At 66.6% G+C, this 24,296-nt stretch carries 21 protein-coding genes; 5 read left to right on the plus strand and 16 right to left on the minus strand.

All coding sequences use genetic code 11. The annotated features are described in order from the left end of the window. Nucleotides 1–131: 131 nt before the first annotated feature. Complete coding sequence (gene ctrA, locus WDC82_RS17135; RefSeq protein ID WP_340118586.1) at nt 132–851, minus strand: response regulator transcription factor CtrA; 720 nt, start codon at nt 849–851, stop codon at nt 132–134. Nucleotides 852–1,088: 237 nt separating this feature from the next. Here ctrA and fliI point away from each other — a divergent pair, with 237 nt between their 5' ends. Then, entirely contained in the window at nt 1,089–2,606 is a 1,518-nt protein-coding gene (fliI, locus tag WDC82_RS17140) for a flagellar protein export ATPase FliI (RefSeq protein ID WP_340118587.1), read from the plus strand. A gap of 107 nt (nt 2,607–2,713) precedes the next feature. Then, nucleotides 2,714–3,112: a flagellar FliJ family protein gene (locus WDC82_RS17145; RefSeq protein WP_340118588.1), complete on the plus strand. Its 399-nt coding sequence runs from the start codon at nt 2,714–2,716 to the stop codon at nt 3,110–3,112. A gap of 161 nt (nt 3,113–3,273) precedes the next feature. Here the strand turns inward: WDC82_RS17145 and WDC82_RS17150 are convergent, their stop codons facing one another. From WDC82_RS17150 to fliS, 15 genes are all read right to left on the minus strand, one after another. Beyond that, nucleotides 3,274–5,139: a hypothetical protein gene (locus WDC82_RS17150; protein ID WP_340118589.1), complete on the minus strand. Its 1,866-nt coding sequence runs from the start codon at nt 5,137–5,139 to the stop codon at nt 3,274–3,276. A gap of 13 nt (nt 5,140–5,152) precedes the next feature. After that, nucleotides 5,153–5,953: a MinD/ParA family protein gene (locus WDC82_RS17155; protein WP_340118590.1), complete on the minus strand. Its 801-nt coding sequence runs from the start codon at nt 5,951–5,953 to the stop codon at nt 5,153–5,155. A 4-nt stretch (nt 5,954–5,957) separates the two neighbouring features. Further along, nucleotides 5,958–6,941 carry a GTPase gene (locus WDC82_RS17160; protein WP_340118591.1) on the minus strand — a complete coding sequence of 328 codons (984 nt, stop codon included), beginning with the start codon at nt 6,939–6,941 and terminating at the stop codon, nt 5,958–5,960. Further along, nucleotides 6,941–9,043 carry a flagellar biosynthesis protein FlhA gene (flhA, locus tag WDC82_RS17165; protein WP_340118592.1) on the minus strand — a complete coding sequence of 701 codons (2,103 nt, stop codon included), beginning with the start codon at nt 9,041–9,043 and terminating at the stop codon, nt 6,941–6,943. Before flhA ends, WDC82_RS17160 begins: the two co-directional genes overlap by 1 nt. 32 nt (nt 9,044–9,075) lie before the next feature. Beyond that, nucleotides 9,076–10,446 carry a sigma-54 dependent transcriptional regulator gene (locus WDC82_RS17170; RefSeq protein WP_340118593.1) on the minus strand — a complete coding sequence of 457 codons (1,371 nt, stop codon included), beginning with the start codon at nt 10,444–10,446 and terminating at the stop codon, nt 9,076–9,078. A gap of 45 nt (nt 10,447–10,491) precedes the next feature. Further along, the gene (locus WDC82_RS17175) at nt 10,492–11,334 is read right to left on the minus strand and encodes a MotA/TolQ/ExbB proton channel family protein (protein WP_340118594.1); all 843 of its coding nucleotides are present in this window, start codon (nt 11,332–11,334) and stop codon (nt 10,492–10,494) included. A gap of 36 nt (nt 11,335–11,370) precedes the next feature. Next, a complete protein-coding gene (gene fliN, locus WDC82_RS17180) occupies nt 11,371–11,676 on the minus strand; it encodes a flagellar motor switch protein FliN (RefSeq protein WP_370661562.1) in 306 nt (101 codons plus the stop codon). An 87-nt stretch (nt 11,677–11,763) separates the two neighbouring features. Next, entirely contained in the window at nt 11,764–12,552 is a 789-nt protein-coding gene (locus WDC82_RS17185; RefSeq protein WP_340118596.1) for a FliH/SctL family protein, read from the minus strand. A gap of 24 nt (nt 12,553–12,576) precedes the next feature. Then, nucleotides 12,577–13,593 carry a flagellar motor switch protein FliG gene (gene fliG, locus WDC82_RS17190; RefSeq protein WP_340118597.1) on the minus strand — a complete coding sequence of 339 codons (1,017 nt, stop codon included), beginning with the start codon at nt 13,591–13,593 and terminating at the stop codon, nt 12,577–12,579. Nucleotides 13,594–13,608: 15 nt separating this feature from the next. Continuing rightward, nucleotides 13,609–15,303, minus strand: a complete 1,695-nt coding sequence (gene fliF / locus WDC82_RS17195; protein ID WP_340118598.1) for a flagellar basal-body MS-ring/collar protein FliF — start codon at nt 15,301–15,303, stop codon at nt 13,609–13,611. Nucleotides 15,304–15,629: 326 nt separating this feature from the next. After that, nucleotides 15,630–15,959 (minus strand): DUF1153 domain-containing protein, encoded by a 330-nt coding sequence (locus tag WDC82_RS17200; protein WP_340118599.1) that lies wholly within the window; start codon nt 15,957–15,959, stop codon nt 15,630–15,632. Nucleotides 15,960–16,233: 274 nt separating this feature from the next. After that, on the minus strand, nt 16,234–17,490 hold the full coding sequence (gene flgE / locus WDC82_RS17205) for a flagellar hook protein FlgE (protein ID WP_340118600.1): 1,257 nt from the start codon (nt 17,488–17,490) through the stop codon (nt 16,234–16,236). 119 nt (nt 17,491–17,609) lie between these two features. Beyond that, complete coding sequence (locus WDC82_RS17210; protein WP_340118601.1) at nt 17,610–18,284, minus strand: flagellar hook assembly protein FlgD; 675 nt, start codon at nt 18,282–18,284, stop codon at nt 17,610–17,612. Nucleotides 18,285–18,305: 21 nt separating this feature from the next. Then, the gene (locus WDC82_RS17215; RefSeq protein ID WP_340118602.1) at nt 18,306–19,979 is read right to left on the minus strand and encodes a flagellar hook-length control protein FliK; all 1,674 of its coding nucleotides are present in this window, start codon (nt 19,977–19,979) and stop codon (nt 18,306–18,308) included. A 33-nt stretch (nt 19,980–20,012) separates the two neighbouring features. Beyond that, nucleotides 20,013–20,468, minus strand: coding sequence for a flagellar export chaperone FliS (gene fliS, locus WDC82_RS17220; protein WP_340118603.1), 456 nt, complete (start codon nt 20,466–20,468; stop codon nt 20,013–20,015). 652 nt (nt 20,469–21,120) lie between these two features. On the opposite strand from fliS, the gene WDC82_RS17225 reads away from it, so the two are divergent. From WDC82_RS17225 to WDC82_RS17235, 3 genes are all read left to right on the plus strand, one after another. After that, complete coding sequence (locus WDC82_RS17225) at nt 21,121–21,963, plus strand: flagellin (RefSeq protein WP_340118604.1); 843 nt, start codon at nt 21,121–21,123, stop codon at nt 21,961–21,963. A gap of 328 nt (nt 21,964–22,291) precedes the next feature. Further along, nucleotides 22,292–23,137: a flagellin gene (locus tag WDC82_RS17230; protein ID WP_340118605.1), complete on the plus strand. Its 846-nt coding sequence runs from the start codon at nt 22,292–22,294 to the stop codon at nt 23,135–23,137. 448 nt (nt 23,138–23,585) lie between these two features. Then, on the plus strand, nt 23,586–24,296 hold a 711-nt coding region (locus WDC82_RS17235; protein ID WP_340118606.1), incomplete at its 3' end, for a flagellin.

A 24,296-nucleotide genomic window follows, 5' to 3' on the forward strand; every position in this document is an offset into this window, starting at 1 on the left:
CAGTCTGGCGCCCGGCTTCCGGCATCACGCCGCAGGGCAGGAACTCAGCACCCTGGGGTGCGGCGCTGGCGGGACCGGAGCCGGGAAGCCGATCTCAGATCAGGCATCCCAGGTCAGCTACCGGTCCCCTGTCAGCCGTGGGCCGCGTGCTTGGTCGGGGCTGCACCGTCCGCGCTCACCGGGTCGCGCAGCACGTAGCCGCGGCCCCAAACGGTTTCGATGTAGTTGTCCCCGCCGGTAGCATTGGCCAGCTTCTTGCGAAGCTTGCAGACGAAAACGTCGATGATCTTCAGTTCCGGCTCGTCCATGCCGCCATAGAGATGATTGAGGAACATCTCCTTGGTCAGCGTGGTGCCCTTGCGCAGCGACAGCAGTTCGAGGATCCCGTACTCCTTGCCGGTAAGGTGGAGGGGCTGGCCCTCGACCTCGACGGTGCGGGTATCGAGATTGACCGTCAGCTTGCCGGTGCTGATCACCGAATCCGAATGGCCCTTGGAACGCCGCACGATCGCCTGGATACGGGCGACCAGCTCGCGTTTGTCGAAGGGCTTGGTCAGGTAGTCGTCGGCGCCGACACCCAGGCCCTTGATCTTGTCGTCCAGGCCGCTGAGGCCCGAGAGGATCAGGATCGGGGTTTTGACCCGGGCGGCTCGGAGGCGCCGCAGGACCTCGTAGCCGTCCATGTCGGGCAGCATAAGATCCAGAATGATGATGTCGTAATCGTAGAGTTTACCGATCTCAAGGCCATCTTCGCCCATATCGGTGGTGTCGCACACATAGCCTTCCGAACGGAGCATCATCTCGATGCCCTGGGCTGTGGCGGTATCGTCCTCGACAAGCAGAACTCTCATGGTGGTGACCTAGTGCCTGTATAGTGCCCCTGGGATTGGATTATTAACCAATTTGCCAAAGCAATGTTAATAAATTCTTACCAGCGTTAATTATGTTGAATTATTGGTGTGCCGGTAGTTTGGGCCCCCTCGTAGCGCCCTGATTTCTCAATTTTACCCAACCTTAAGCCGGATGGCGGAGACTGCGCTTTGAGGTCAATGTCATCAGGTCAGGGGGGCCTTGCGGCAACACCACGGATGGTCGCTTCCACCTTCGTTAAGGAAATAGGGCAACTGGCGGATTACCGCCTGTACGGCCGTGTCGCCGGCGTACTCGGCATGCTGGTTGAGGTCGCGGGCCTCGAACAGGCATTGTCGATCGGCTCGCGCTGCGCCATCTATGCGCAGGGCCGGTCCCCGCAGGAAAGCCACCGGGTCATCTGCGAGGTCATCGGATTTCGTCATCGCCGCGCGCTGCTGCTGCCGTTCGGATCGCTCGAAGGCGTCGGTCTCGGCTGCAAGGCCGAGGTGATGGAAAGTGAGCCGCTGGTGCGTCCGAGCGCCGCCTGGCTGGGCCGTGTGGTGAACGCCCTCGGCGAACCGATCGACGGCAAGGGGCCGCTGCCCGACGGCAAGCTGGCCTTTCCGCTGCGCGCCTCGCCGCCGCCCGCGCACAGCCGCAAGCGCGTCGGCGGCAAGATCGATCTGGGCGTGCGTGCCATCAACACCTTCCTGTCCTGCTGCCGCGGGCAGCGCATGGGCATCTTCGCCGGCTCCGGCGTCGGCAAGTCCGTGCTGCTGTCGATGCTGGCGCGCTATGCCGAGGCCGACGTCAACGTCATCGGCCTGATCGGCGAGCGCGGCCGCGAGGTGCAGGAGTGGCTGGAGGACGATCTCGGTCCCGAGGGCCTCGCCCGTTCGGTCGTCGTCGTCGCCACCTCCGACGAACCGCCGCTGATGCGTCGCCAGGCGGCCTATCTGACGCTGGCGCTCAGCGAATACTTCCGCGACCAGGGCAGCGACGTGCTGTGCCTGATGGATTCCGTCACCCGCTTCGCCATGGCGTTGCGCGAGATCGGCCTGTCGGCCGGCGAGCCGCCGGCGAGCAAGGGCTACACGCCGTCGGTCTTTGCCGAGTTGCCGCGCCTGCTGGAGCGCGCCGGGCCCGGCATCGACGAGGGCTCGATCACCGGACTCTTCACCGTACTGGTGGAAGGCGACGACCATAACGAGCCCGTCGCCGACGCGGTGCGCGGCATTCTGGACGGCCATATCGTGCTGGAGCGCCAGGTCGCCGAGCGCAACCGCTATCCTGCCATCAACGTGCTGCGCAGCGTCTCACGCACCATGCCGGCCTGCAACGGCGCGGCGGAGAATCGCCTGGTCGACCGCGCCCGCGGCCTGCTCGCCACCTACGAGAACATGGCTGAGCTGATCCGCATCGGTGCCTACAAGCAAGGCAGCGACCCGGCGGTCGACGAAGCGATCTATTACTACGATGGCCTGGAGCAGCTGCTCGACCAGCGCAAGGACGAGCAGAGCACCTTGGCGGCCGGCTACAGCCAGCTCGCCGCTCTGCTCGGACTGCCCGACCCGGCCCAGGAATCAGCGGCTGAGCAGGCGGCGGCGGACCAGGCTGCAGAGGCCGGCGCCGGGGACGCCGCTGCCGGCCAGCAGGTAGCGGCCGCCGCGCCGGCGCAGAAGGATTTCAGCAAGCGCCGCGCGCGCATGGCCGAGGCGCTGAATCTGCGCCAGGCCAGCCCGATGGGTCGCTAAGTCGAGTTAGGAAATGGAAGCCGGGTGCGCCGGGCCTCTCGGCCTGGCGCGATGGGAAGGCCGTTTTTGTTGGGAGTTGATGTACAGTGACTGCTCTTGATCAATTGGTGCGTCTGCACCGCTGGACCCTGGACGAGAAACGTCAGAAGCTTGCGGAGCTTGAGCGATTCCGGGCGAAGATGATCATGAACATCGAATCCTTGGAGGCCGAGCTCGCGCGCGAACAGGCTGCCGCGGAGCGCTCGGATATCACCAGTATTTCGTTGCCCGCCTTTATCAAGGCGACTATTGACCGCCGCCGCAAGATCGAGAACTCCATCGTCGAGATCGACCGCTCCATCGCTGCGGCGCGCGAGGAGATCACCCAGGCATTCCAGGAATTCAAGAAGTACGAGACGGCGCACGGCAATCACCAGCGCCGCGAGGCGCTGAAGCAGTCGCGCCGCGAACAGGCGGCCGCCGACGAACTCGGCATCGATCTGCACCGCAGGCAAGCGGCACGGTAGCTGGCAAGAGAAGGTCGCGCGGCTTGATCGACCGCGCGCTTCTCCGCCTGAGATCCATCAATTCAAACGCCAACCCCATCCTGGGGAGCGCCGCGTAGCGGCGCGTCTCGAAGGATGCGGCAGAGGTCGGGCTTCTTTTCCAGCGGTCGGCCCGACGCGCCTTAGACCCTGATACCTTCGTGCGGCTGGGGGTTCGCGCCGCGGGCGGCCAGCAGCTGCAGCCAGTCGGCCGAGGACTGGAAGGAGAGCCGTCCGCTGTAGCCGGCGATGGCGTTGGCTTCTTCGAACAAGGCAAGCAGGTCGCCGCGCACCAGCGCGGGAAAGGCGCGGCGGCTGCGCAGCACCAGGTCGAACTGGCGCGCCCGTACCAGGCCGTCCAGCTGCAGCTCGCCGTGATGCTGCAACTCGAGCTCCAGCACGAAGCGGGTCGCCTTGTCGCCGTCCTCACCTTTGCCGCCGTGGCTGTGGTGGCGGAAGAAGCAGCGCAGCTCGCGCAATCCTTGTTCGCTCCACAGCGGCAGGTTGACGAAACGCCAGTCGCCGCTGGTGGTCTCGACGCCGCGCGTCAGGCCGGTCAGTTCGCGTCCCAGCCGCTCGTGAAGGTCGCCGCGCTCCCCCGCTTCGCCGGCCAGTCCGGCCTTGGCGAGCCAGCCGGCCACGTTGCCCTGGGTGAGGGCGGAGAGCAGAAACAGCACGCCGGAGGCCAGTCGCGGGCCGACCTGGGGCAGGGCGCGGGCGACCTGTTCAGCCTGGCCGGCGGGCAGGCCGTGCAGCAGCGTGTCCTGCAGGCCTTCCAGGCCGGGCCAGGCCGGCGCCAGGGCGGGCGTCGACGCTGGCCTGCCGGCGGCCGGCAGGCCGATTTCCAGCGCGAGGCTGGTACCCGGCGGCAGGCCGGCGCGCGCGTCGCTGCCGGGGATATTGAGGGTGATGGTGCCCAGCGGCGTGTGGAGGATCGGCTGGCCGCTGCTGGTGGCGGCGGTGACCAGGCCAGTGATGCGCAGGCTGCCCGGGCCCGCCGGGGTGCCCGCTGGGGCTGCGCCGCCTGCTGCCGGCAGGGCGCCTGGCAGGCTGCCGGCCGCCGCTGCGGGCTGGCCCGGACTGCCGGCGGCCCGGGCGGCGGCTTCGGCGCTGAGTCCCTGCAGGGCGGTGGCGACGCTATGGCCGCTGTTGGTGACGGGGATCTGCGGAGCAAGCCGCAGGCCGGGTGCCGCCTCGCCGCCGGGGCCGGCCGGAACGACACCGGGAGAGGGGGTGCCGGACGCGGTCGTGCCGCCCGGAACAGACGCGGCGCCGTTCTGTGCCGGCGATCCGGCAGCGGGAGCGCCGGGAACGGGCGCGCCAGGCAGGATGGCGCTCGGCGGGCCGCCTGCCGCCGGCGTGCCGCCGGTTGGGACTCCGCCGCTCAGGACCGCGCCGCCTAGGACCCCGCTGCTCTGGGCTCCCGACGGGGTCTGCACGGCAGCGCCCGTTATCTGCGCCTGCACCCCAAGGGAGAGGATGCGCACGATCAGCTCGGTGCCCGGCTGGGCTGTCGGCAGGCCGGCCAACGCCGGCATCGGCGGGGCGGCGTGCAGCACGCCACGCAGCAGCTGGCTGCGCTGGACCAGGTCGTGGGGATTGGGCGGCAGGCTAGGCTGCGCCGGCGTACTGCCCGGCGGCAGCGGCGCCTGGGCGGGCTGTCCGCTCTGCACGGGGCTTTGCACAGGGCTCTGGGGCGCGGCGGCGCCCGCGTTGTCCAGCGGCAGCAGGTTCAGCAGAACCTGCGGGCCGACGCTGCGCACCTGCAGCACCACCTCGCTGCCGACCGGCAGGTTACGGGTGGCCGCGAGGGTCAGCACGCCGAGCCGGGTCTGGACCAGCAGGTGGCCATGATCGTCCTTGCCGACCACGGTGCCGCGCAGGTTCTCGCCGCTGGCCAGTCGCGCGAGGTCCGGCGAGGGATCGATCACCCGCACGGCGGCTTCGCCGCCCGCGGCCGTCGTCGGGCGTGGCGTTCCAGCGGCAAGAGTGGCGAAGATGTCGCTCATGCCGCCGCGTCCGTCAGCGCCGGCCGGGCTTGGTACTGTCGAGCCGGTTCACCAGCGCTTCGATATCCTGCGCCGCCTCGCTGTTGGGATGGCGGGTGAGGATCGGCACCTGGTGGCGGATCGAGTCTTTCACCTTGCTGTCGCGGCGGATCACGCCGGCCAGCGGCGGCGAAATCTTGAGGAAGGACTCGCAGGCCTTCAGCAGCGTCGCGTAGGTGCGCTCGCCCTCGGCCGGCGAGGTCGCCATGTTCACGACGATGCGCAGGTCGGCCTTGGGGTCCTGCATGTGCGCCAGCTTGATGAAGGCATAGGCGTCGGTTAGTGAAGTCGGCTCGTCGGTCGCCACCACCAGGCCGGTGCTGGCGAGGCCGGCGAGTTGCCGCACCGTGCGGTCCAGGCCGGCGCCGAGGTCGAGGATCACCCGGTCGTAGGCCGGCGACAGCGCGGCGAGGTCGTCCATCAGCTGCTGCAGCCGCCCGGCCGGGATGTTGGCCAGGCTGCCGGTGCCGGATCGCCCGGCGATGACGTCGAAGCCGCCGCTGGGATGGGCGACGGTGGCGTCCTTCAGGCCGTAGCTGCCGTCCAGCACGCCGCCGAGGTCGTTGTCAGGGTGCAGGCCGAGTTGGATGTCGACGTTGGCGAGACCGAGGTCGCCGTCGAACAGCAGCACGCGCCTGCCCTGGCGGGCGAGAGCCTGGGACAGGGTGACGGACAGCCAGGTCTTGCCGACACCGCCCTTGCCGGAGGCGACGGCGAGCATGTTGGCTGCTGTCTGCTGCCGCTCTTCGGGTTCTACCATGGGTGCATCGGTCATGCTGTTAGTCCGCAGCGAGAAGGGTTGACGGCTGGAAAGGTTGGCGGGTGGCAAGCAGGCGCGCCAGCGACACCGGATTGACGGCGATCAGGCCGCCGCCGATGTGGCGCGATACGCCCGCTGCCAGCAGGCTCATCTCGGCGACATGGGCGGCGCTGATCACGCCGCCGATGCGCCGGGCCGCGTCCAGCCGTGTCGGGATCAGATAGCGCGCGCCGGTTTCGGCGAAGGCGAGGGCGGTGTCGGCGGCCTCGGCCGGATCGCCGCCGGCGGGCAGCACCAGCACAAGGTCGGCGCCGGCGGCCTCGGCGGTCTCGCTGAGGATGCGGCGCTCGGCCGCATCGAAGGGATTGCAGCCGACGGTGTCGATGATGGCGATTTCGTCGGCGGCGCGCGCCGCGGCGGCTTCGGCGACCGCCGCCGGCGTGTCGGCGCAGACCAGGCGCGCCTGCAGCGCCTTGGTGAAGGTTTCCGCCTGGGCGCGGCCGCCGGCCTTGCCGCCATCCATGGTGATCAGCACGCTGCGCGCCTCGGCGAGGCGGGCGCAGGCGCACAGCTTGGCGGCGGTTACCGACTTGCCGGCCCCTGAGGGGCCGATCAGCATGACCGGGCGTTCCGGGCCCAGGTCGCCCAGCGGCTTGAAGCTGAGCGCGTGGTCCAGCGACGCCGCGAAGGCCATCATCCAGTCGTCGGAGGCCAGGTTGGCGGCGGTGTTCAACATGCGGTCTGCCAGGCCGCGCGGCACCCGGTGATGGTCCAGCACGGCGGCAATGTGGTCGGTGGCTTCCAGCTCGTCCCAGCTCTGCCGGGTGGCTGCCGCTTTGGCCGGGGCGGCGGCGGGCTGGGCGGCCTGTTCCAGGGCGGCGGTGACGCGCACGCCGGCGTCGTCGTCCTGGGTCGACAGGATGATCGCCTCGTCGCCCAGCAGCTGGCGGACCTGGGCCATGGCCTCGGCGGCGGTCTTGCCTGTGAAGGTGCGCAGCAGCATCAGATCTGGCCCAGAGTCTTGATCTTCGCCTTGGCGTGGATCTCATTCTGCGAAAGCACCACGGTCGATGGGCGGAAGCGTTCGACGATGGAGCGCACGAAGGGACGCACCGGCGGCGAGGTCAGCAGCACCGGGGCCTCGCCCATCATCGCGTGACGTTCGAAGGTCTGCCGCACCGAGTTGATGAACTCCTGCAGCCGCGTCGGTGCCATCGACAGCTGGCGGTCCTCGCCGTCGCCGACGATCGCCTCGGCGAAGGCCTGCTCCCACTGGGCCGAGAGGGTGATCATCGGGATGAAGCCCTCGGGGTTCGCCTGATCGTTGGAGATCTGGCGCGCCAGGCGCGCGCGAACGTGCTCGGTGATGGCGGTGACGTTGCGGGTGTAGCCACAGGCCTCGGAGACGCCTTCCAGGATGGTCGGCAGATCGCGCACCGAGACGCGCTCGGCCAGCAGGTTCTGCAGCACTCTTTGCAGGCCGCCGACGGTGATCTGGCTGGGAATCAGGTCGGCGATCAGCTTCTGCTGCTCGCTCTCCTGCTCGTCGAGCAGCTTCTGCGTTTCCGCGTAGGACAGCAGCTCGGCCATGTTGTCCTTGATCAGCTCGGTCAGGTGCGTGGTCACCACGGTCGGCGGATCGACCACGGTATAGCCGCGGAACAGGGCCTCTTCGCGGCCTGCCTCGTCGCACCACTTGGCCGGCAGGCCGAAGGTCGGCTCCACGGTGTCCTCGCCGGGCAGGGGGATCTTCTCGCCGCGCGGATCCATCACCAGCAGCATGTTGGGGCGCAGCTCGCCGCGCCCGGCCTCGATCTCCTTGACGCGGATCACGTAGGTGTTGGCGGGCAGCTGCAGATTGTCCTGGATGCGCACTGAGGGCATGACAAAGCCGATCTCCTGCGCCAGCTGGCGGCGCAGCGATTTGATCTGGTCGGTCAGACGCTGACCGCCCTGGCCGTTGATCATCGGCAGCAGGCCGTAGCCCAGTTCAAGGCGCACCTGATCGATCTGCAGGGCGTTGGCGATCGGCTCCTCGGTGACCGGCGCGGCGCTCTTGGCGGCCAGTGCCGTGGCCTCGCCGGCGGCGGCCCGGGCCTTCTTCCTGCTGGCGAAATAGGCGCCGGCACCGGCCAGGCCCGAGAGCGCCAGGAACGGCAGCGCCGGAATGCCCGGCAGCAGGGCCAGTGACAGCATCAGGAAGGACGAGAGGCCGAGCGCGCGGGGATAGCCGCCTAGCTGGCCGATCAGCGCCTCGTCCATCGAGCCGGTCGCGGTCGACTTGGAGACCAGCAGGCCGGCGCCGGTGGAGACGATGAGCGCCGGGATCTGGCTGACCAGGCCGTCGCCGACGGTCAGGATGGTGTAGGTCTCGGCGGCCTCGGCGAAGGTCAGACCCTGCTGGGCGACGCCGATGATGATGCCGCCGATCACGTTGATGAAGGTGATCATCAGGCCGGCGATGGCGTCGCCGCGCACGAACTTGGCGGCACCGTCCATCGAGCCGAAGAAGTTGCTCTCGTCCTCCAGCTCCTTGCGGCGGCTGCGCGCCGTGGCTTCGTCGATGAGGCCCGCCGAGAGATCGGCGTCGATCGCCATCTGCTTGCCCGGCATGGCGTCCAGGCTGAAGCGGGCGGACACTTCGGCGATGCGTCCGGAACCCTTGGTGATGACGATGAAGTTCACGATCACCAGGATACCGAAGATGATGATGCCGATGACGAAGTTGCCGCTCATCACGAAGCTGCCGAAGGCCTCGATCACCTGCCCGGCGGCGTCCGTCCCCTTATGGCCGTCGGCCAAGATGAGGCGCGTCGAGGCGAGGTTCAGCGCCAGGCGCATCATCGTCGCGATCAGCAGAACCGTCGGGAAGGAATTGAAGTCCAGCGGCTTGGTAATGAAGATGACGGTCATCAGGATGAGGACCGAGAAGGTCATCGACATCGCCAGGGCAAGGTCGAGCATCCAGCTCGGCATCGGCAGGATGAGCACGACGAGAATCGCGGTGACGCCGAGCGCCAGCGCGATATCGCCGCGTTTCAGGGCAGTGACGACGGCAGCGAAATAGCTGCCGGCGCTGCGGCCTTCGACCTTGGTGTCAGACATCTCGGAGCACGCCCCGCATCGCGCCTAGCGGCTCAGGCCGTCGAGCGCTCGCCTTCGCCGGGCATCGGCACCGGCACGCCTTCCTCGCTGTACAGCTTCAGCTTGTTGCGCAGGGTGCGGATCGAAATGCCGAGAATGTTGGCGGCGTGCGTACGGTTGCCCAGGCAGTGCTGCAGGGTGTCGATGATGAGGTCCTTCTCCACATCGGCGACCGTGCGCCCGACCAGGCGCTTGGCCTCGGCGGCGTCCTCGCCGGCACCGGCCGGTGCGGCCTGGCTGGCGGTCGTCGGTCCCGGATTGAGGCTCTGTCCGGTCAGCATGATGGCTTCGGGGCCGATCCTGCCGTCCTGGGCCAACAGCACCGCGCGGTGCATGGTGTTCTCCAACTCGCGCACGTTGCCGCGCCAGTGGTGTGCGGTCAGGACACTCATGGCCTGCGGCGTGACCTCGAGTCTCGCCAGGCCATTGGCCTCGGAGTACTTGGCGGCGAAGTGCTGCGCCAGGATCGGAATGTCGGCCGGGCGCTCGCGCAGCGCCGGCAGCTGGATGTTCACCACGTTGAGGCGGAAATAGAGGTCCTCGCGGAAGCTGCCGTTCCTCACCGCCTCTTCGAGGTTGCGGTTGGAGGTCGCCAGCAGGCGGATATTCACCTTGATCGGCTGGCCGCCGCCGACGCGGTCGATCTCGCGCTCCTGGATGGCGCGCAACAGCTTGGCCTGCAGGCGCGGGTGCATCTCGGAGATTTCGTCCAGCAGCAGGGTACCGCCGTTGGCTTCCTCGAACTTGCCGATGCGCCGCGTGATGGCGCCGGTGAAGGCGCCCTTTTCATGACCGAAGAGTTCCGATTCCAGCAGGTTCTCGGGGATCGCCGCGCAGTTGACGGAGATGAAGCCCTGCTTGGCGCGCTTGGACTTGGAGTGCAGGAACCGCGCCATCACTTCCTTACCGGTGCCGGACTCACCGGTGATCAGGACGCTGGCGTCGGAGGGGGCGACCTGCTCGGCGAGGCGCAACACCGGGTTCATCGCGGGGTCGCGGCACACCACGGTGCTGGTCTCTTCCGACACGGCGGCGAGCACCGCGGCGATCAGCTCGGCGTCGGGGGGCAGGGGGACGTATTCCTGCGCCCCGGCGCGGATCGCATTGGCCGCGGCAGAGGGCTCCGGCCCGATGCCGCAGGCGATCACCGGTACGGAGATCCGTTCCGACTTCAGGCTCTTGCAGAAGCTGGCGATGTCGAGGTTGACCTCGACCATGACCATATCCGCGCCCTGGCCGGACCTCAGCGCCGTCAGTGCCGAGTCGATATCGTCGACGTGGGCCACCTTGGCGCCGCTTTCCAGCGCCAGCCTACCCGCCGTGGCGATGTGTCCGTCTAGTGTCCCAACAATGAGAAGCCGCATGCCTTCTCTCCAAGTCCCTAAAGGTTAGTTCCGGATTGAATCTGTCTAATCGAAGAAATCCACCCGATTGCTCGGGGGCAGAATGGTGTTCAGCATCATCTCCAGGCGCCGCGGGTTCTCCTGCCGGCTGATGGAGGCAGCGCCGATGGTGTAGATCTGGCTCACCGTGGCCTCGATCTGCGCGTTGCGCTCCAGCTTGCTGGCCAGCGGGTTGAACACCATGTTGGCCAGCACGGCGCCATAGAAGGTGGTCAGCAGCGCAACGGCCATGGCCGGACCAATGGACGAGGGATCGTCCAGGCTGCCCAGCATCTGCACCAGGCCGATCAAGGTGCCGATCAGGCCCATGGCCGGGGCGACCTCGCCGGCGCGGCGCAGGATGCCAGCCGAGCGGTGGTGCCGTTCAAATGCGGCTGCGGCGTCGCGCGCCAGCACGCGCTCGACTTCCTCGGCCGGGATGCCGTCGACCACCATGTTGATGGCGCGGTAGAGGAAGGGCGCGTCGCGCAGGTCCTCGGTCACGTTCTGCAGCGCCAGGCGGCCGCGTTTGCGCGCCAGGTCGGCCAGGTAGAGGGCTTGCCAGACGGCGTTCTCCGGCGTCTCGGCATGATAGATCGCCGTCCGCACCATCAGACCCTGGGCCCGGATGATCTCGCCCAGGCTGAAGGAAATCGTGGTGACCAGGAAGGTGCCGCCGACCACGATGAGGATCGAAGGCACATCCAGGAAGCCGGCGGCCTGGCCGCTCAGCGCGATGGCGCCGGCGATCATGGCGAAGGCGCCCGCAACGCCCAGCAGCGTGGCGAAGTCCACGGTGGCGCCGATCTGCGGAGCCGTGATCTCCACAGGCGGCTGCGCGCTGGCGCTGGTGGTTTGCGTATCGACCATGATCCTGGTGCCCGAATGCCGGTATCCGAAGCTGGCTCAGCTGCCGCTACGGTCGACCTTGATGATCTCGGTCATGGTGACGCCGAGGTGTTCTTCCACCACGACGACCTCGCCACGGGCGACCAGCCGGTTGTTCACGTAGATGTCGATCGCCTCGCCGACCTTGCGGTCCAGTTCGACGATCGCGCCGCGGCCCAGCTTCAGCAGCTGGCTGACCTGCATGTTGGCCTTGCCCAGCACGGCCGAGACCTGCACGGGAATGTCGTAGACCGCCTCCAGCTCCTTGGCATTGGTGGGCGGCTTGCTGGCCTCGGGAAGGCTGCCGTCGTTCTCGTCCTGCATGTCGGTGTCGGCGGTGCCGCCATCGAGTTCGGCGAGATCCAAATTATCGTCCTGGGCCATAGAGACCTCCTGGTTAACCTGTCGCCGCTAGGCGATCTGTGCCCGCCGAAGCGGTTCGACCCCTGCCGGCCGGGCCGGCTGGGATTGCGGTTCGGCACTTTTGGGTGCCGATTGTTCGGTTCGCGGTGTTGCGCTCTGCGCCGGCGCCCGCTGCGGCAGTTTGCCGTTGGCTGCCGGGCTCAGCGCGCGCGCGATGATGGCGTCGATTTCCTTCCACAGGCCGGCCTGGTCGCGCTCGGCGCCGCCGTCGGCCCACTCCGCGCGCAGGTCGCCGTCCGCCAGCCGCTCGTCGACGAGGAACACAAGCTTGCCTTCGAAGCCGCTCTGCTGGGCGCTCTGCTCGATGCGTTCCTTCAAGGCGTCGAGGTCGCTGTCGGAGGAGCGGATCACCAGCCGCGGCTCATCGCGCAGGCGCTCCAGGCAGGCGTCGACCACGGACTGGATCTCGTCCAGGCCATGGGTGCGCGCGAGACTGGGAAACAGTTTGCGCACCACGGTGAGGGCGGCGTCGAGGGTCTCTCGGCGGCGGTCGTCGGCCTGCGTCTCAAGGTCCTGCGCCAGCTGGGCCAGCTGCGGCGGCAGTGTTTCCACGGCTTCGGCCAGGCGCCTGGTCTGGCCGGCCTCGGCTTCGGCGAGGCCGGCGGCCTTGCCCTCCGCATAGGCGGCCTGACGCGCGGCCGCCAACTCCTCCTCGCTGAAGCTGGGGGCAGGAGGAGTCTCTTCCGCGGCCTTCTTCGCCGCTTCGGCAGCCTTCGCCGCAGCGGATCTCTCCGTGTCGAAGCTGGTGTCGAAGAGGAATTTTTCCATCTGGCCCATGACCTTGTCCTGCGCGTCCGTTCCTTAGAAGACGAGCTCGTCCTCGCCCTTGTTCTCGCTGATGATGATCTGCCCTTTCTCGGCCAGCTCCTTGGCGGTGGCCACCATGTACATCTGTGCCTCGTCGACATCCTTCAGGCGCACCGGACCCATCGACTGCATGTCTTCCTTCATGATCTTCGCGGCGCGCTCCGACATGTTGGAGAAGAAGAAGTCGCGCAGCGTCTCCGAGGCGCCCTTCAGCGCGGTCGCCAGCTTGCCCTTGTCCGAGGCGCTGAGCAGGGTCTGCACGCCGCCCGGATCCAGGTTGCCGAGGTCCTCGAAGGTGAACATCAGAGCCTTGATCCGCTCGGCCGAGTCGCGGTTGCGCTCTTCCAACGCGGTGAGGAAGCGGGTCTCCAGGGTGCGGTCCAGGTAGTTGAAGATGTCCGCCATCAACTCGTGGGAATCGCGGCGGTTGGTCTTCGCCAGGTTGGACATGAACTCGTTGCGCAAGGTGCGCTCGACGTCGTCCAGCACTTCCTTCTGGACGGCCTCCATGCGCAGCATGCGCATGACCACTTCCATCGCGAAGGGTTCCGGCAGCACGCCCAGAACCTTGGCCGCGTGTTCCGGCTTGATCTTGGAGAGCACCACCGCAACGGTCTGCGGGTACTCGTTCTTCAGGTAGTTTGCCAGCACCATCTCATTGACGTTGGCCAGCTTGTCCCACATGGTCCGGCCGGCGGGACCACGGATTTCCTCCATGATTCCACTGACCTTGTCCTTGTCCATCACCTTCAGCAGCAGGCGCTCGGTGCTGTCGTAGTTGCCGATCACCGACCCCGTGGTCGAGATGCGGTCGGCGAACTCGACCAGCATCTGTTCGATCAGGTCGGCGGTCACGCTGCCGAGGTTGGCCATCGCCTGTGACAGTTCGCGAATTTCTTCGTCGTCCATCATGCTGAACAGCCGCGCGGCATTGTCTTCGCCGACGGCGAGCATGAGGAGGGCGGCCTTTTCCGGGCCGCTCATGCTCTGGATATCTTCGCGTATAGCCATGGCGGGGAGTCCGTCTTACACTTCTGCGTGGAGCCAGCCGCGAATGATGGCGACGGCTTCTTCCGGATGCTTCTCGATGATCTCGGCGATCTTCTTCACCGAGGAGGCGCGTACGCGGCCCTCGACCTGGTTGAGATCGATCATCTGTTCGATTTCGCTGGCGACGTTTTTCTGCGGCATGCCGTCGTCGCCGACGCGGGTTGCAACCACGGCGGAGGGATCGCCGGGCAGGCGCGGAATCTGCTGGCCGTCGGGGCCGACCAGGGCCGGCTGGCCGGGCATGCCGGTCAGCATGCCGCCGCTGGCCGCGGACTCCTCGTCGACCTCGAGCAGGCGTCCGAGCAGCGGGCGCACCACCATCAGCAGGACCAGCACGGCCACGACGCCCAGCACCAGCAGTTCAGCGACGCGCATGAGGTCTGCCTTGGTCAGGCCCATCAGCAGGCCCTGGGTCTCGGTATCGCCGGCTTCCAGCGACACGAAGGGCATCTCGACGACCTCGATGGTGTCGCCGCGCGCCTCGTCGTAGCCGACCGCAGAGCGCACCAGGGCGGTGATCTTTTCAAGCTCTTCCGCGCTGCGCGGCTCGTAGGTCGGGTTGCCGGCGTCGTCCAGAGTGACGTTGCCGTTGACCATGACTGCGACGGAGAGGCGCTGCACGTTTCCGGCCTCGCGGATATGCGTCTTCACCGTCTTGGTGATCTCGTAGTTGACCGTTTCCTCGGTGCGCGAGGTCGAGCTCTGGCTGCCGGCGCCCCCGTCGAGCTCGGGCAGGGCATCGGGCAGGTTGTTGCCGACGGTCACACCGGCTGGGGCCCCGTCCTGATTGCTGGCCTGCTCCTCGACCACCTGGGTCGAGCGGACAACCTGGCCGTCGGGGTCGTAGATCTCGGCATTCTCGGTGACGCGGTCGAAATCCATCACGGCGGAGACCTGGGCGCGCACGTTGCCGGCGCCGAGCGAGCGCGCCAGCAGTTCTTCGATGGTGCGCACCATGCGCGACTCGTAGCTGATGCGCATCTCGTCGGCGCGCGAGGCAGTCTGCGAGACGTCGCCTTCCTCGGTGCCGCGCGCCAGCAGGTTGCCCTTGTCGTCGACGATGGAGACCATGGTCGGCTTGAGGCCCGGCACGGCGGCCGCGACCAGATGTTGGATCGAGGTGACCTGCTGGCGGTCCAGTCCACCGCCGCCGGCGAGCATCAGGATGATGGAGGCGCTGGGGTCCTGGCGGTCGCGGCTGAACAGCTCCCGGCGCGGCAGCACGAGATGCACGCGCGCCTGTTTCACCGAGGCGATCGAGCGGATGGTCCGCGCCAGCTCGCCTTCCAGCGCACGGACGTGGTTGATGTTCTGGACGAAGTTGGTGGTGCCGAGCCCTTCGGAACGGTCGAAAATCTCGTAGCCGATGTTGCCGCCGCTGGGCAAGCCTTCTTCGGCCATGACCATGCGCGAGCGTCCGACCTGGTCCTGCGGAACGTAGATGTTGCCGCCTTCTTCGCCGATGCGATAGGGCACGCTCATCTGCTCCAGACGGGCGATGATCTGGCCGCTGTCCTGCGCGCTCAATTCGCCGTAAAGCAGCGCCATTTCCGGCGAGGCGAGGCGGCTCGTCAGGTAGATGAAGAACGCAATGATGCCGGCAGCGACGGCAGCCATCGTGCCGAGGCGCGCCGGTCCCAGACCTTTAAGCGTCTCTAGGAGAGAGTTCAAAATCGACCATCCTGATGCGTCATCGACCTAAGTAATGAAGGCCTCTATTCCCCCGTGGCCTCCGCAAGCTGGCGATCTCGGTGCATCGCATTGGCTAGCTTGCATTTTTAGGCTAATTGCTTCCGGTAAAGGTGGCGTTAACGGCGGGCAATAATTGCCTAGCCGCTAGGAAGTTTTTTCCCCCCGGCTGGAATGACGCAGCATTTCGGTAACCTTAAAGGACAGACACCCCGCCGATGCTCTCGGCGGGGTGCCTTGGTAAACGTCCTTGCGGGCGATGATTTTGGCCGGGCGGGGCGGTCGCTGCCCTCGCACTCTTTCGCCGGTTACGAGCTGGAGCGCGAATCGCTACCCATCTTTTCGGCGCCGTGGCCGCCGACATGCCGGCGGTACTGCTGCAGGCGCGTGGTGCGCAGCCCCCGCATGCCGTGCTTGTCGATCAGGCTCTGCCAGGAGAGGAATTCCTCAACCGAAAGGTTATAGCGCGCGCAGGCTTCCTCCAGCGTCAGCAGGCCGGCGCGAACCGCGGTCACGACCTCGGCCTTGCGGCGGATCACCCAACGCTTGGTGGACGGCGGCGGCAGGTCGTCGAGACTGAGCGGCTTACCTGCCGGTCCTATCACGTTGCTGGGCCTACCTGAGCTGTCGGAGTACATCGAACAGATCCTGTCTTTCAAATTCAAATCTGTGGTTCGGCTAGGATAGGCATTCGCGGTTTAAAATTCGCTAAATCAGGGAGTTAAGCTAAGCTTTAGATAACTTGAAGGCTTCCTTAACCCGCTACCGCTGTGCTTGCGGGCTGGGCCGCTGCGGTGCCGGGCGCCCGGCTTTCCAGTGACTTCCCGGGACTTTTCCGGGGGGCTCTCAGTTGGAGAAGCCCCCCGGATGGATCGGTCAGGGCTAGGCGTTAAGGCCTAGCGGGGTCTGCTACTAACGTTTCACGCGGATCAGCTCATCCAGCATTTCATCTGCGGTGGTGATGACCTTGGTATTCGCGGAGTAGGCGCGCTGGGTGATGATCATCTTGGTGAACTCCTCGGCGAGGTCGACGGTCGAGGCTTCCAGGGCGCCCGGCGCGATGTCGCCGGCACCGCCGTTACCGGCCAGGTTCAGCTGGAAGTTGCCCGAACGGTTGGTCTCCAGGTAGACGTTGCCGGTCTTGGCTTCCAGGCCGTTTGGGTTGCGGAACATGCCCAGCGGCAGCTGGTAGATGTCTTGTCTCTGCCCGTTGTCGAATAGGGCTGTGACAATTCCCTCTTCGCTGATTGTGATGCCGGTGTAGTTGCCGAAGCGCACGCCGTCCTGGTCGATGTTTGATATGGTGAAGTCGCCCGCGAACTGGGTCAGGCCATCGGTCGCGCCAAGGGTGCCGAAGTCCAGCGTGACGACGGAGTTGGCGGCGCCGGTGGTAAAGCCGGTCAGGGCGACGCTTGGCGCAGCCGGGACGAAGGACAGCGGCGTGCCGTCGGTATCGAAGGTGATGGTGCCGGTGCCAGCGGCGACGGCGGTGCTGACGCCGCCGATGACCGGGTCGCTCGCTGTCCAGGACCAGGTGGCGGTCGCCGTCTTGGTGAAGGTGATGTCCATGTCGTGGGCGTTGCCCAGGGTGTCGAAGACCTGCGCCGTGACCGAGTGGGAGTCGCCCACCGCCGCCGTCGAGGGCAGGTTGACGCCCAGGGCGATATTGGTTGTGGCCGCCGCGCTGCCCGAGAGGTTCGAGATATTGACCGTCTCCAGGCCGGTGAATGTGCTGGCGCTCGGCGACGGCGTGGGATTGGTCCGCAGGTTGTAGCCCTGCAGGAAATAGCCTGCCGCGTTCACGAGGTTGCCGTTCTGGTCCGGATTGAAGGAACCGGCGCGGGTGAAGTAGAAGTCGTCGCCGAAGCCGGGCGTCGAGGATTCGTTGACCACGAAGAAGCCCTGGCCGGCGACCGCGAGGTCCGTCCCCGAAGCAGAGCCCTGCAGCAGGCCCTGGCGGTTGACATAAGAATAGGGCGACGAGGTCACGCCGCCGGGAGTGTGCGTGGTCTGGGTGGCAGCCTGGGTGACCAGCGTCGAAAAGCGCGCCGCAGTGCCCTTGTAGCCGACCGTATTCACGTTCGCGATGTTGTCCGAGATCATGCCCAGAGCGTTGCTCTGTGCGGCCAGACCGGAAACCCCGGCAAACATAGCGCCGTAGATACTCATGACTTCGTCTCCTTTGTTAGGGCCGCCCGGCTTTCGCGTTTGGGGCGGGCCCGATCACATCTCTCTAGGTCTCGAATGCTCTAAACTGTCCGGCGCGGTAAGGCGCGCCGTGGAATTTCCTACTGCTCGATGGTCAGCACGTCGCTGAGCGCGATCTCCAGTTCGCCGATCTCCAGCACAACTTCGCCGTCGACCAGCTTCACGCCGCTCACCTGGCCGGTGGTCCCCTGAATCAGCGGCACGGGCTTCTTGTCCTTGTCGACCGCGGTCACGAGGAAGCCGTAGAGGCCGTCGTCCAGGGGCTCGCCGTCGTCGTCGAGGCCGTCCCAGGTGATCTCGTGGTGGCCGATCTCGGTGTCGCCCTCGATGGTGCGGACGGTCTCGCCCAGTTCGTCGATGACCAGGATGCTGACCTTGTCGGCATTGGCGCCGAGGTCGTAGGTTATCGTCGACTCGCCGTCCTGCAGCATCAGGATGATGCCGTCGGCGCCGACCGTCTTGCCGATGTAGTCGAGCGCATCGTTCAGCTGCATGCTGTCCTGCAGGGCGATCAGCTGGTCCAGCTTCTGGTTGGTCGAGATCGCCTGCTCGACGCCGGTGAACTCCACCAGCTGCGAGGTGAACTCGTTGGTGTCCATCGGATTCAGCGGGTCCTGATACTGCAGCTGGGTGGTCAGCAGCGTCAGGAAGGTGTCGAAGGTTTCCGCCAGGGTCGCTCCGGCACTGGAGCCGGAGTTGTTGGTGTCCTTGAAGGGAACGCCGTTGACCGGGGCGCGGGTGCTTTCAACCGCCATGATCTTTCTCTCCTGTCCGCCTTAAACCCGGATATCCAGGGCGCCGGCGTGGCTCGAACGGTAGGCCGGCGGCGGCGCGGTTTCGCCGCGTTCGGCCCCAACGGCACCGCTGTCACTGCCGTTGCGGCCGGAACCGCCCTTGCCATCGGCCAGCGTGCCCTCTCCCTGGCCCTGACCCTGGCCACGCAGGTTGAAGTTGAGGCTGCCGGAATCGGTCTTCACGCCGGCTTCCTGCAGGGCGCGTTCAAGTCCGCGGGAATCGCGCTGCAATAGGTCGAGGGTCTCCGACCGTTCGGCCGAGATGACCGCGCGCAGGGTGCCGTCGCTGGCGTTCTCCAGCTTCACCTCGATGCGGCCCAGCTCTGCCGGATGCAGCCTGATGCTGATCTGATCCTGACCGGCTGCCTGGGCGCGGTGCACCTGGACGGCAACCTGCTCGGCAGGATTGCCTGTCGGCGCGTGGCGCGTCTGGGCAAGGGTCTCGGCGAAGCTGCTGCTCTGCGCCTGGCCGGTGCCGGTCGCGCCGTGGGCGGCTCCGGCAAGGGTGCCGGTCGAGGCGGTGCTGCTCCCGGCCCCGGCGGTATCGGCGGAGGAGGCCGGCAGCGGGCCGCTGGCGGCCGGCTTGTCGGCTGCAACGGTGGTCTCGCCGGGCTTGGCGGCGGTCTGGCCGGGCTGGGCCGTGGCAGCATTCGCGGCCGTCTGCTGGCCGGCGGTCGTGGCACCGGGCAGTGGCGCTTCGGTCTCTGTTCCCTGCGCCTGGCCGTTCTGGGCCAGCACGGCGCTCGCCGCACCGCCGCCGAGGGCGGCGGTCGGCCGTGACTCGAGCCCGGTGTTGGTGGTCACCACGGTCGACGGGGTCTCGCCGCCCGGGGTGGTGCGGCCTGCTGGACCGGCGGGCCGGCGGTTGGCTTCACTGGAGGCGGCCGTCGCAGGGCTTCCTGTGCTGGCAGCCTGCTCGGGCTGCTTGGCAGCCTGGTCGACGGACGGCTTGTCGGTGGCCGCCGTCTGCGCCGTTGCCGTCTGCGCCGTTGCCGTCTGCGCGGTTCCCGTCTGCGCCGCCTGAGGCGCGGCGGATGCCGTCTTGTCAGCGGCCGGGGCCTTGGCGGCGGCCTCGGCGGTGCCGGCCGCGGGTGACGTCGCCGCCGGCGGGTTGCCGCCGGTCTGGGCCGCCGCCTGGCTACGCGGGTCCGGCTGGCCCGGAACCACCACGGTGTTCGTCGAAGGTTGTGCCGTCGCCGCCGACGTGGCGGACGCCGCCGGCTCGGCGTCGCCGGCCATGGCAGGCTCACTCGCCGCGTCGTCTTCTACTGCGGCGGTGTCTTCACCGCCGACCGTATCGGCCGGGCGCGCGTCATCCTGCGGACGGCGGGCTTCCTTGGGAGCCTCCTGGTCGGTCTCGCGGATCTCGTTCTCCGCCGGCGCGTCCTCATGCCGGTCGGCCCGCTCGACCCGCTCTTCGCGGTAGTTGTCGCGCCGGTAGTCGTCCCGCAGGTAGTCGTCACGGCGGTAGTCGTCGCGGCGGTAATCGTCGGAACCCGGCTGAGCCGCTTCACGCGTCCGCTGCGAATCCCGGGCGTGACGCGCATCCTCTTCTTTCAGAAGGGAGTCGAAGAGACCGTCGCCGGTCCGCTTCTCCTCGCGGGTCGCGTTGTTGCCGCCTTGGGAGGCAAAAAAGTCCGGAGCAGTTACTTGCATTTGAAGTGTCGCGTTCCTGAAGGTGGATCCGAACTAGGCGGCGTGGACGTTGAGGCGGAAGCCGGCCGCTTTCAGGCGGCTCAGGATCGTAGCCTCGACGGCGGCGTGGTCGTCGCCGCGGGCCATGCGCTGGTCGATTTCTTCCCAGGCATCGCGCAGCGGCGTCAGCAGCGCGATCACCTTGGCCGCCAGCGTTGCATCGCTGCTGATGTTGATGCGGATCAGCTGCGCCAGGACGTAGCGGTAGATGCTGCCGAGCTGGTCGGAGATCTCGCCGCCATTCTCCATGTCGAGGCTCATGTGCAGGGTGCCGATGATCTCGGTCACCACGTTCACGCGGTTGCAGCGCTCCTCGATCTGGTTCTGTGCCATGGCCTCGATCGCAGCGGCGAGCGACGCAATGGCTTCGTCGTAAAGCATGACCACGACCCGCGTCGGACGGGCTCTGGTTACCTCGCTGCGAAACGCATCGGTAGCTGTAAGCGGCATGGTTCTATCTCCGTGTTGCTTCCCGAACGTCCGCCCTCGAGCGGGCGTGGCGTTTCGGGCTTACCGACCGACCGACACGATCCGCGCGGCCAATCCTGGTCTCGGGACAATAGAAAGCAATTCGTGGGCCAACCTCGGACTCTCCCATCAAGCGTCTGATTTATATTGAGTTTATCCGCGCCTGCGGGGCGTGGTCCGGCGTCGCGGCGGTTCTTGCCTGGCAGAACCTGCAGGGTAGCGGGACAAGCTTTGCCCGGTCTGTCGGTGCCTGCCGGTGCCGGCCGTCGGCCGTTTTCCCCGCGCGCAGGGCTTTGCCGTGCGGACCGGCTGCCGGCGGGGTGGACCCGCCCGCAGATTCATAGAGTGAGAGCGCAGCGATACGTGCAGGCCAGCCGCCGCATTGGCCCGGAAGTCTTTGCCCCCTGGACCTGCAGCTTTTACCAAGTCTGGCGAAACTTGCCTGCCCGGCGCAGGCTGGCCTAAAAATTATAACATATTGGTTTAATTGATAAAAAATCAGGTAGATAAAATTGGCACGATCCGTGCTGTCACTGGGCTGCCCGCCCGTGCCAGGGGTCTCCCCCGGAACGGAAGAGACCGGCGAGGAGCCGGCCTCGGGGCCTCTGCCCAATGAGGATTTCGGAGTAGACCCATGCCTACAGTGACAACGAACACGGCCGCGAATTCGGCGCTGCGGTTCCTGAACTACAACTCAATGAAGTCCGGCAGTTCGATTTCGAAGCTGGCCTCGGGCTCGCGCATCGTGAAGGCCTCGGACGACGCGGCCGGTCTCGCCATCGGCACGCGCCTGCTGGCCGACGTGACGGTGCTGCGCCAGTCGGCGGTGAACGCCTCGCAGGGCGCTTCGGTGCTGCAGGTGGCCGACGGCGGCCTCGCGCGCATCGCCGACGTGCTTCAGCGTATGAAGGCCCTGGCGGCACAGTCGCTGTCGGGTGTGCCTTCGGACACGGAACGCGGCTTCATCGATGCCGAGTTCCAGCAGCTGAAGGACGAAATCACCGCCATGGCGACGACGACGCGCTTCAACGGCAACTCGCTGCTGGACGGCAGCTCGGCGGCGGCGACGCCGATCGAGTACTTTGTCGGCAGCGAGGTCGGTGACGTCATCACCGTCAATTTCGGGTCGTTGTCGTCGACCGCCGGCTATACCGCATCGGCGCTGGGCCTCGACGCCGAGACCGCCGGTACGGTATCCGCGGCCGGTGCTGCGATGTCGGCCGTCGACGCGGCGATCGACCTGGTGTCGCAAGCGCGCGCGACGCTGGGCGGCCTCGTCTCGCGCTTCGAGTTTAGAGGCCAACAGATTACGACCTCGCTGGAGAACATCGAGGCGGCCAAGTCGTCGATCATGGACGTCGATTTGGCGGCCGAACAGAGTAGGCTGGTCTCGTCGCAGGTGCTTGTGCAGGCATCGGTCTCGGCGCTGTCCCAGGCCAACGAACTGCCGCAGGCCCTCCTCAGCCTTCTGCAGTAATTACCTCTTTGGGCGGAGGTGAACGGGGCGGGGTGCCAAGCAGGCGCCTCGCCCCGAACTTTTTCGGTCCCGTGCCCTGCACCACTCGGCAGAGTTTGCCACACACCCGAGAAATCTCTTCCCCCCTTCTGCTCGGTGTCGACTGCCCAGGGTTTGGTGTCCGTCATATAAGTGTATGATTTATAAGGTAAAATCCAACATATCGAATTTGGCACAATTTCTGCAAAGCAGAGGTGTCCGTGCGGTTTAAGCCCTTTGGCAGACACGGTTTTCCGGCAGGACGCTGGTTTCAGGGGCTCTGCCCTGACAGGTAAATTGGAGTAGACCCATGCCTACAGTGACAACGAACACGGCCGCGAATTCGGCGCTGCGGTTCCTGAACTACAACTCAATGAAGTCCGGCAGTTCGATTTCGAAGCTGGCCTCGGGCTCGCGCATCGTGAAGGCCTCGGACGACGCGGCCGGTCTCGCCATCGGCACGCGCCTGCTGGCCGACGTGACGGTGCTGCGCCAGTCGGCGGTGAACGCCTCGCAGGGCGCTTCGGTGCTGCAGGTGGCCGACGGCGGCCTCGCGCGCATCGCCGACGTGCTTCAGCGTATGAAGGCCCTGGCGGCACAGTCGCTGTCGGGTGTGCCTTCGGACACGGAACGCGGCTTCATCGATGCCGAGTTCCAGCAGCTGAAGGACGAAATCACCGCCATGGCGACGACGACGCGCTTCAACGGCAACTCGCTGCTGGACGGCAGCTCGGCGGCGGCGACGCCGATCGAGTACTTTGTCGGCAGCGAGGTCGGTGACGTCATCACCGTGAACTTCGGCACGATGTCGTCAGCGACAGGCTATACCGCATCGGCGATCGGCCTGACCGTCGGGATCAGCGCCGGTACGGTGTCTGCCGCGGGTATCGCCATGTCGGCGGTCGACGCGGCGATCGACGTGGTCTCGGAAGCGCGCGCGACGCTGGGCGGCCTCGTCTCTCGCTTCGAGTTTAGAGGCCAGCAGATCTCGACCTCGTTGGAAAACATCGAAGCGGCAAAGTCTTCGATCATGGACGTCGACCTGGCGGCCGAGCAGAGCAGATTGGTCTCGTCGCAGGTCCTTGTACAGGCATCGGTCTCGGCGCTGTCCCAGGCCAACGAGCTGCCGCAGGCCCTGCTCAGGCTGCTGCAGTAAGGCGGCCTGGCACGGGAGAGACCTTCAGGCATGGGTCATGGCCGGATGGCGGCGCAAGCAGCGCACCTTCCGGCCGCCCCGCCGACCTTGCCGTTGCGGACTCTGTCCGTTAAGTAACTGTTTACCTTTAAGAAAATCCTTACCATCCAATCGGCAAGTCTTTCCTTCTCGCGTCGGCGAGCGGCAAAACTTGCCTAGCCGGCCCGGCAATTCTTGCCGCTTTGGGTCCGCAGCGGGCGCGCTCAAAGTCTGAGCCCCGGCACCTAACCTTCTGAAATCCGGCAATACCCGGCAAAAACATCCTACTTGGCATTCGGCTTGCGTAGGAAGAGTCGGATTTGTGCGTCCGGACTCTGTCCAGCGCGCTCAGCGGGTGGCCAAGTAGGTCACCATCGAACCCTGTCGCAGGAAGTGGCAGGGCGACACTTCAAGTAGAAGGAACCTTGATATGCCTGTTGTTGCTACGAATACGGCGGCGAACTCCGCCCTCCGTTTCCTGAACTACAATTCGTCCCAGGCGTCGAGTTCGGTCAGCAAGCTCGCCTCCGGCTCGCGCATCGTGAAGGCCTCGGACGACGCTGCCGGTCTTGCCATCGGCACCCGTCTGAAGGCCGACGTCACCGCGCTCACCCAGTCCGGCATCAACGCCGCCCAGGGTGCCTCGGTGGTGCAGGTTGCCGACGGCGGCCTTGGCCGTATCGGCGACGTGCTGCAGCGTATGAAGGCGCTGGCGGCCCAGTCGCTGTCGGGCGTGCCGACGGACAACGAGCGTGCGTTCATCAATGCCGAGTTCTCTCAGCTGGTGAGCGAAATCACCGGCATTGCCAACACCAGCCGCTTCAACGGTGACTCGGTGCTCGACGGTACGACCACCGTGACCGAGTACTTCGTCGGCACCAACGTGGGCGACAACATCACCGTCGACTTCACGGCTCTGGCCGCTGGTGCGGGCGTGACCGAGTTCACCGCGACGGGCCTCGGCGTTGATGCAGCCAGCGTGGACACGGCGGCTACCGCTGCGGTCGCGATGGCCGCCATCGACACGGCCATCGACAGCGTCTCCGAGGCGCGTGCGACGGCCGGTGCTCTGATCTCTCGTTTCGAGTTCCGTGGTCAGCAGATCGCGACCTCGCTGGAGAACATCGACGCGGCCAAGTCG

This window comes from Pelagibius sp. 7325, assembly GCF_037652055.1.
GTDB lineage: Bacteria > Pseudomonadota > Alphaproteobacteria > Kiloniellales > Kiloniellaceae > Pelagibius.

Excerpts from the sequence above, each read along its gene's own strand:
- fliI (WP_340118587.1), top strand. The coding sequence starts at position 1,089 with ATGGTCGCTTCCACCTTCGTTAAGGAAATAGGGCAACTGGCGGATTAC.
- fliN (WP_370661562.1), bottom strand. The coding sequence starts at position 11,676 with ATGCAGGACGAGAACGACGGCAGCCTTCCCGAGGCCAGCAAGCCGCCC.
- fliS (WP_340118603.1), bottom strand. The coding sequence starts at position 20,468 with ATGCCGCTTACAGCTACCGATGCGTTTCGCAGCGAGGTAACCAGAGCC.
- WDC82_RS17170 (WP_340118593.1), bottom strand. The coding sequence starts at position 10,446 with ATGCGGCTTCTCATTGTTGGGACACTAGACGGACACATCGCCACGGCG.
- ctrA (WP_340118586.1), bottom strand. The coding sequence starts at position 851 with ATGAGAGTTCTGCTTGTCGAGGACGATACCGCCACAGCCCAGGGCATC.
- WDC82_RS17215 (WP_340118602.1), bottom strand. The coding sequence starts at position 19,979 with ATGCAAGTAACTGCTCCGGACTTTTTTGCCTCCCAAGGCGGCAACAAC.
- flgE (WP_340118600.1), bottom strand. The coding sequence starts at position 17,490 with ATGAGTATCTACGGCGCTATGTTTGCCGGGGTTTCCGGTCTGGCCGCA.
- WDC82_RS17150 (WP_340118589.1), bottom strand. The coding sequence starts at position 5,139 with ATGAGCGACATCTTCGCCACTCTTGCCGCTGGAACGCCACGCCCGACG.
- WDC82_RS17230 (WP_340118605.1), top strand. The coding sequence starts at position 22,292 with ATGCCTACAGTGACAACGAACACGGCCGCGAATTCGGCGCTGCGGTTC.
- WDC82_RS17175 (WP_340118594.1), bottom strand. The coding sequence starts at position 11,334 with ATGGTCGATACGCAAACCACCAGCGCCAGCGCGCAGCCGCCTGTGGAG.
- WDC82_RS17155 (WP_340118590.1), bottom strand. The coding sequence starts at position 5,953 with ATGACCGATGCACCCATGGTAGAACCCGAAGAGCGGCAGCAGACAGCA.
- flhA (WP_340118592.1), bottom strand. The coding sequence starts at position 9,043 with ATGTCTGACACCAAGGTCGAAGGCCGCAGCGCCGGCAGCTATTTCGCT.
- fliG (WP_340118597.1), bottom strand. The coding sequence starts at position 13,593 with ATGGCTATACGCGAAGATATCCAGAGCATGAGCGGCCCGGAAAAGGCC.
- WDC82_RS17185 (WP_340118596.1), bottom strand. The coding sequence starts at position 12,552 with ATGGGCCAGATGGAAAAATTCCTCTTCGACACCAGCTTCGACACGGAG.
- WDC82_RS17160 (WP_340118591.1), bottom strand. The coding sequence starts at position 6,941 with ATGCTGCTGCGCACCTTCACAGGCAAGACCGCCGCCGAGGCCATGGCC.
- WDC82_RS17225 (WP_340118604.1), top strand. The coding sequence starts at position 21,121 with ATGCCTACAGTGACAACGAACACGGCCGCGAATTCGGCGCTGCGGTTC.
- WDC82_RS17200 (WP_340118599.1), bottom strand. The coding sequence starts at position 15,959 with ATGTACTCCGACAGCTCAGGTAGGCCCAGCAACGTGATAGGACCGGCA.
- WDC82_RS17210 (WP_340118601.1), bottom strand. The coding sequence starts at position 18,284 with ATGGCGGTTGAAAGCACCCGCGCCCCGGTCAACGGCGTTCCCTTCAAG.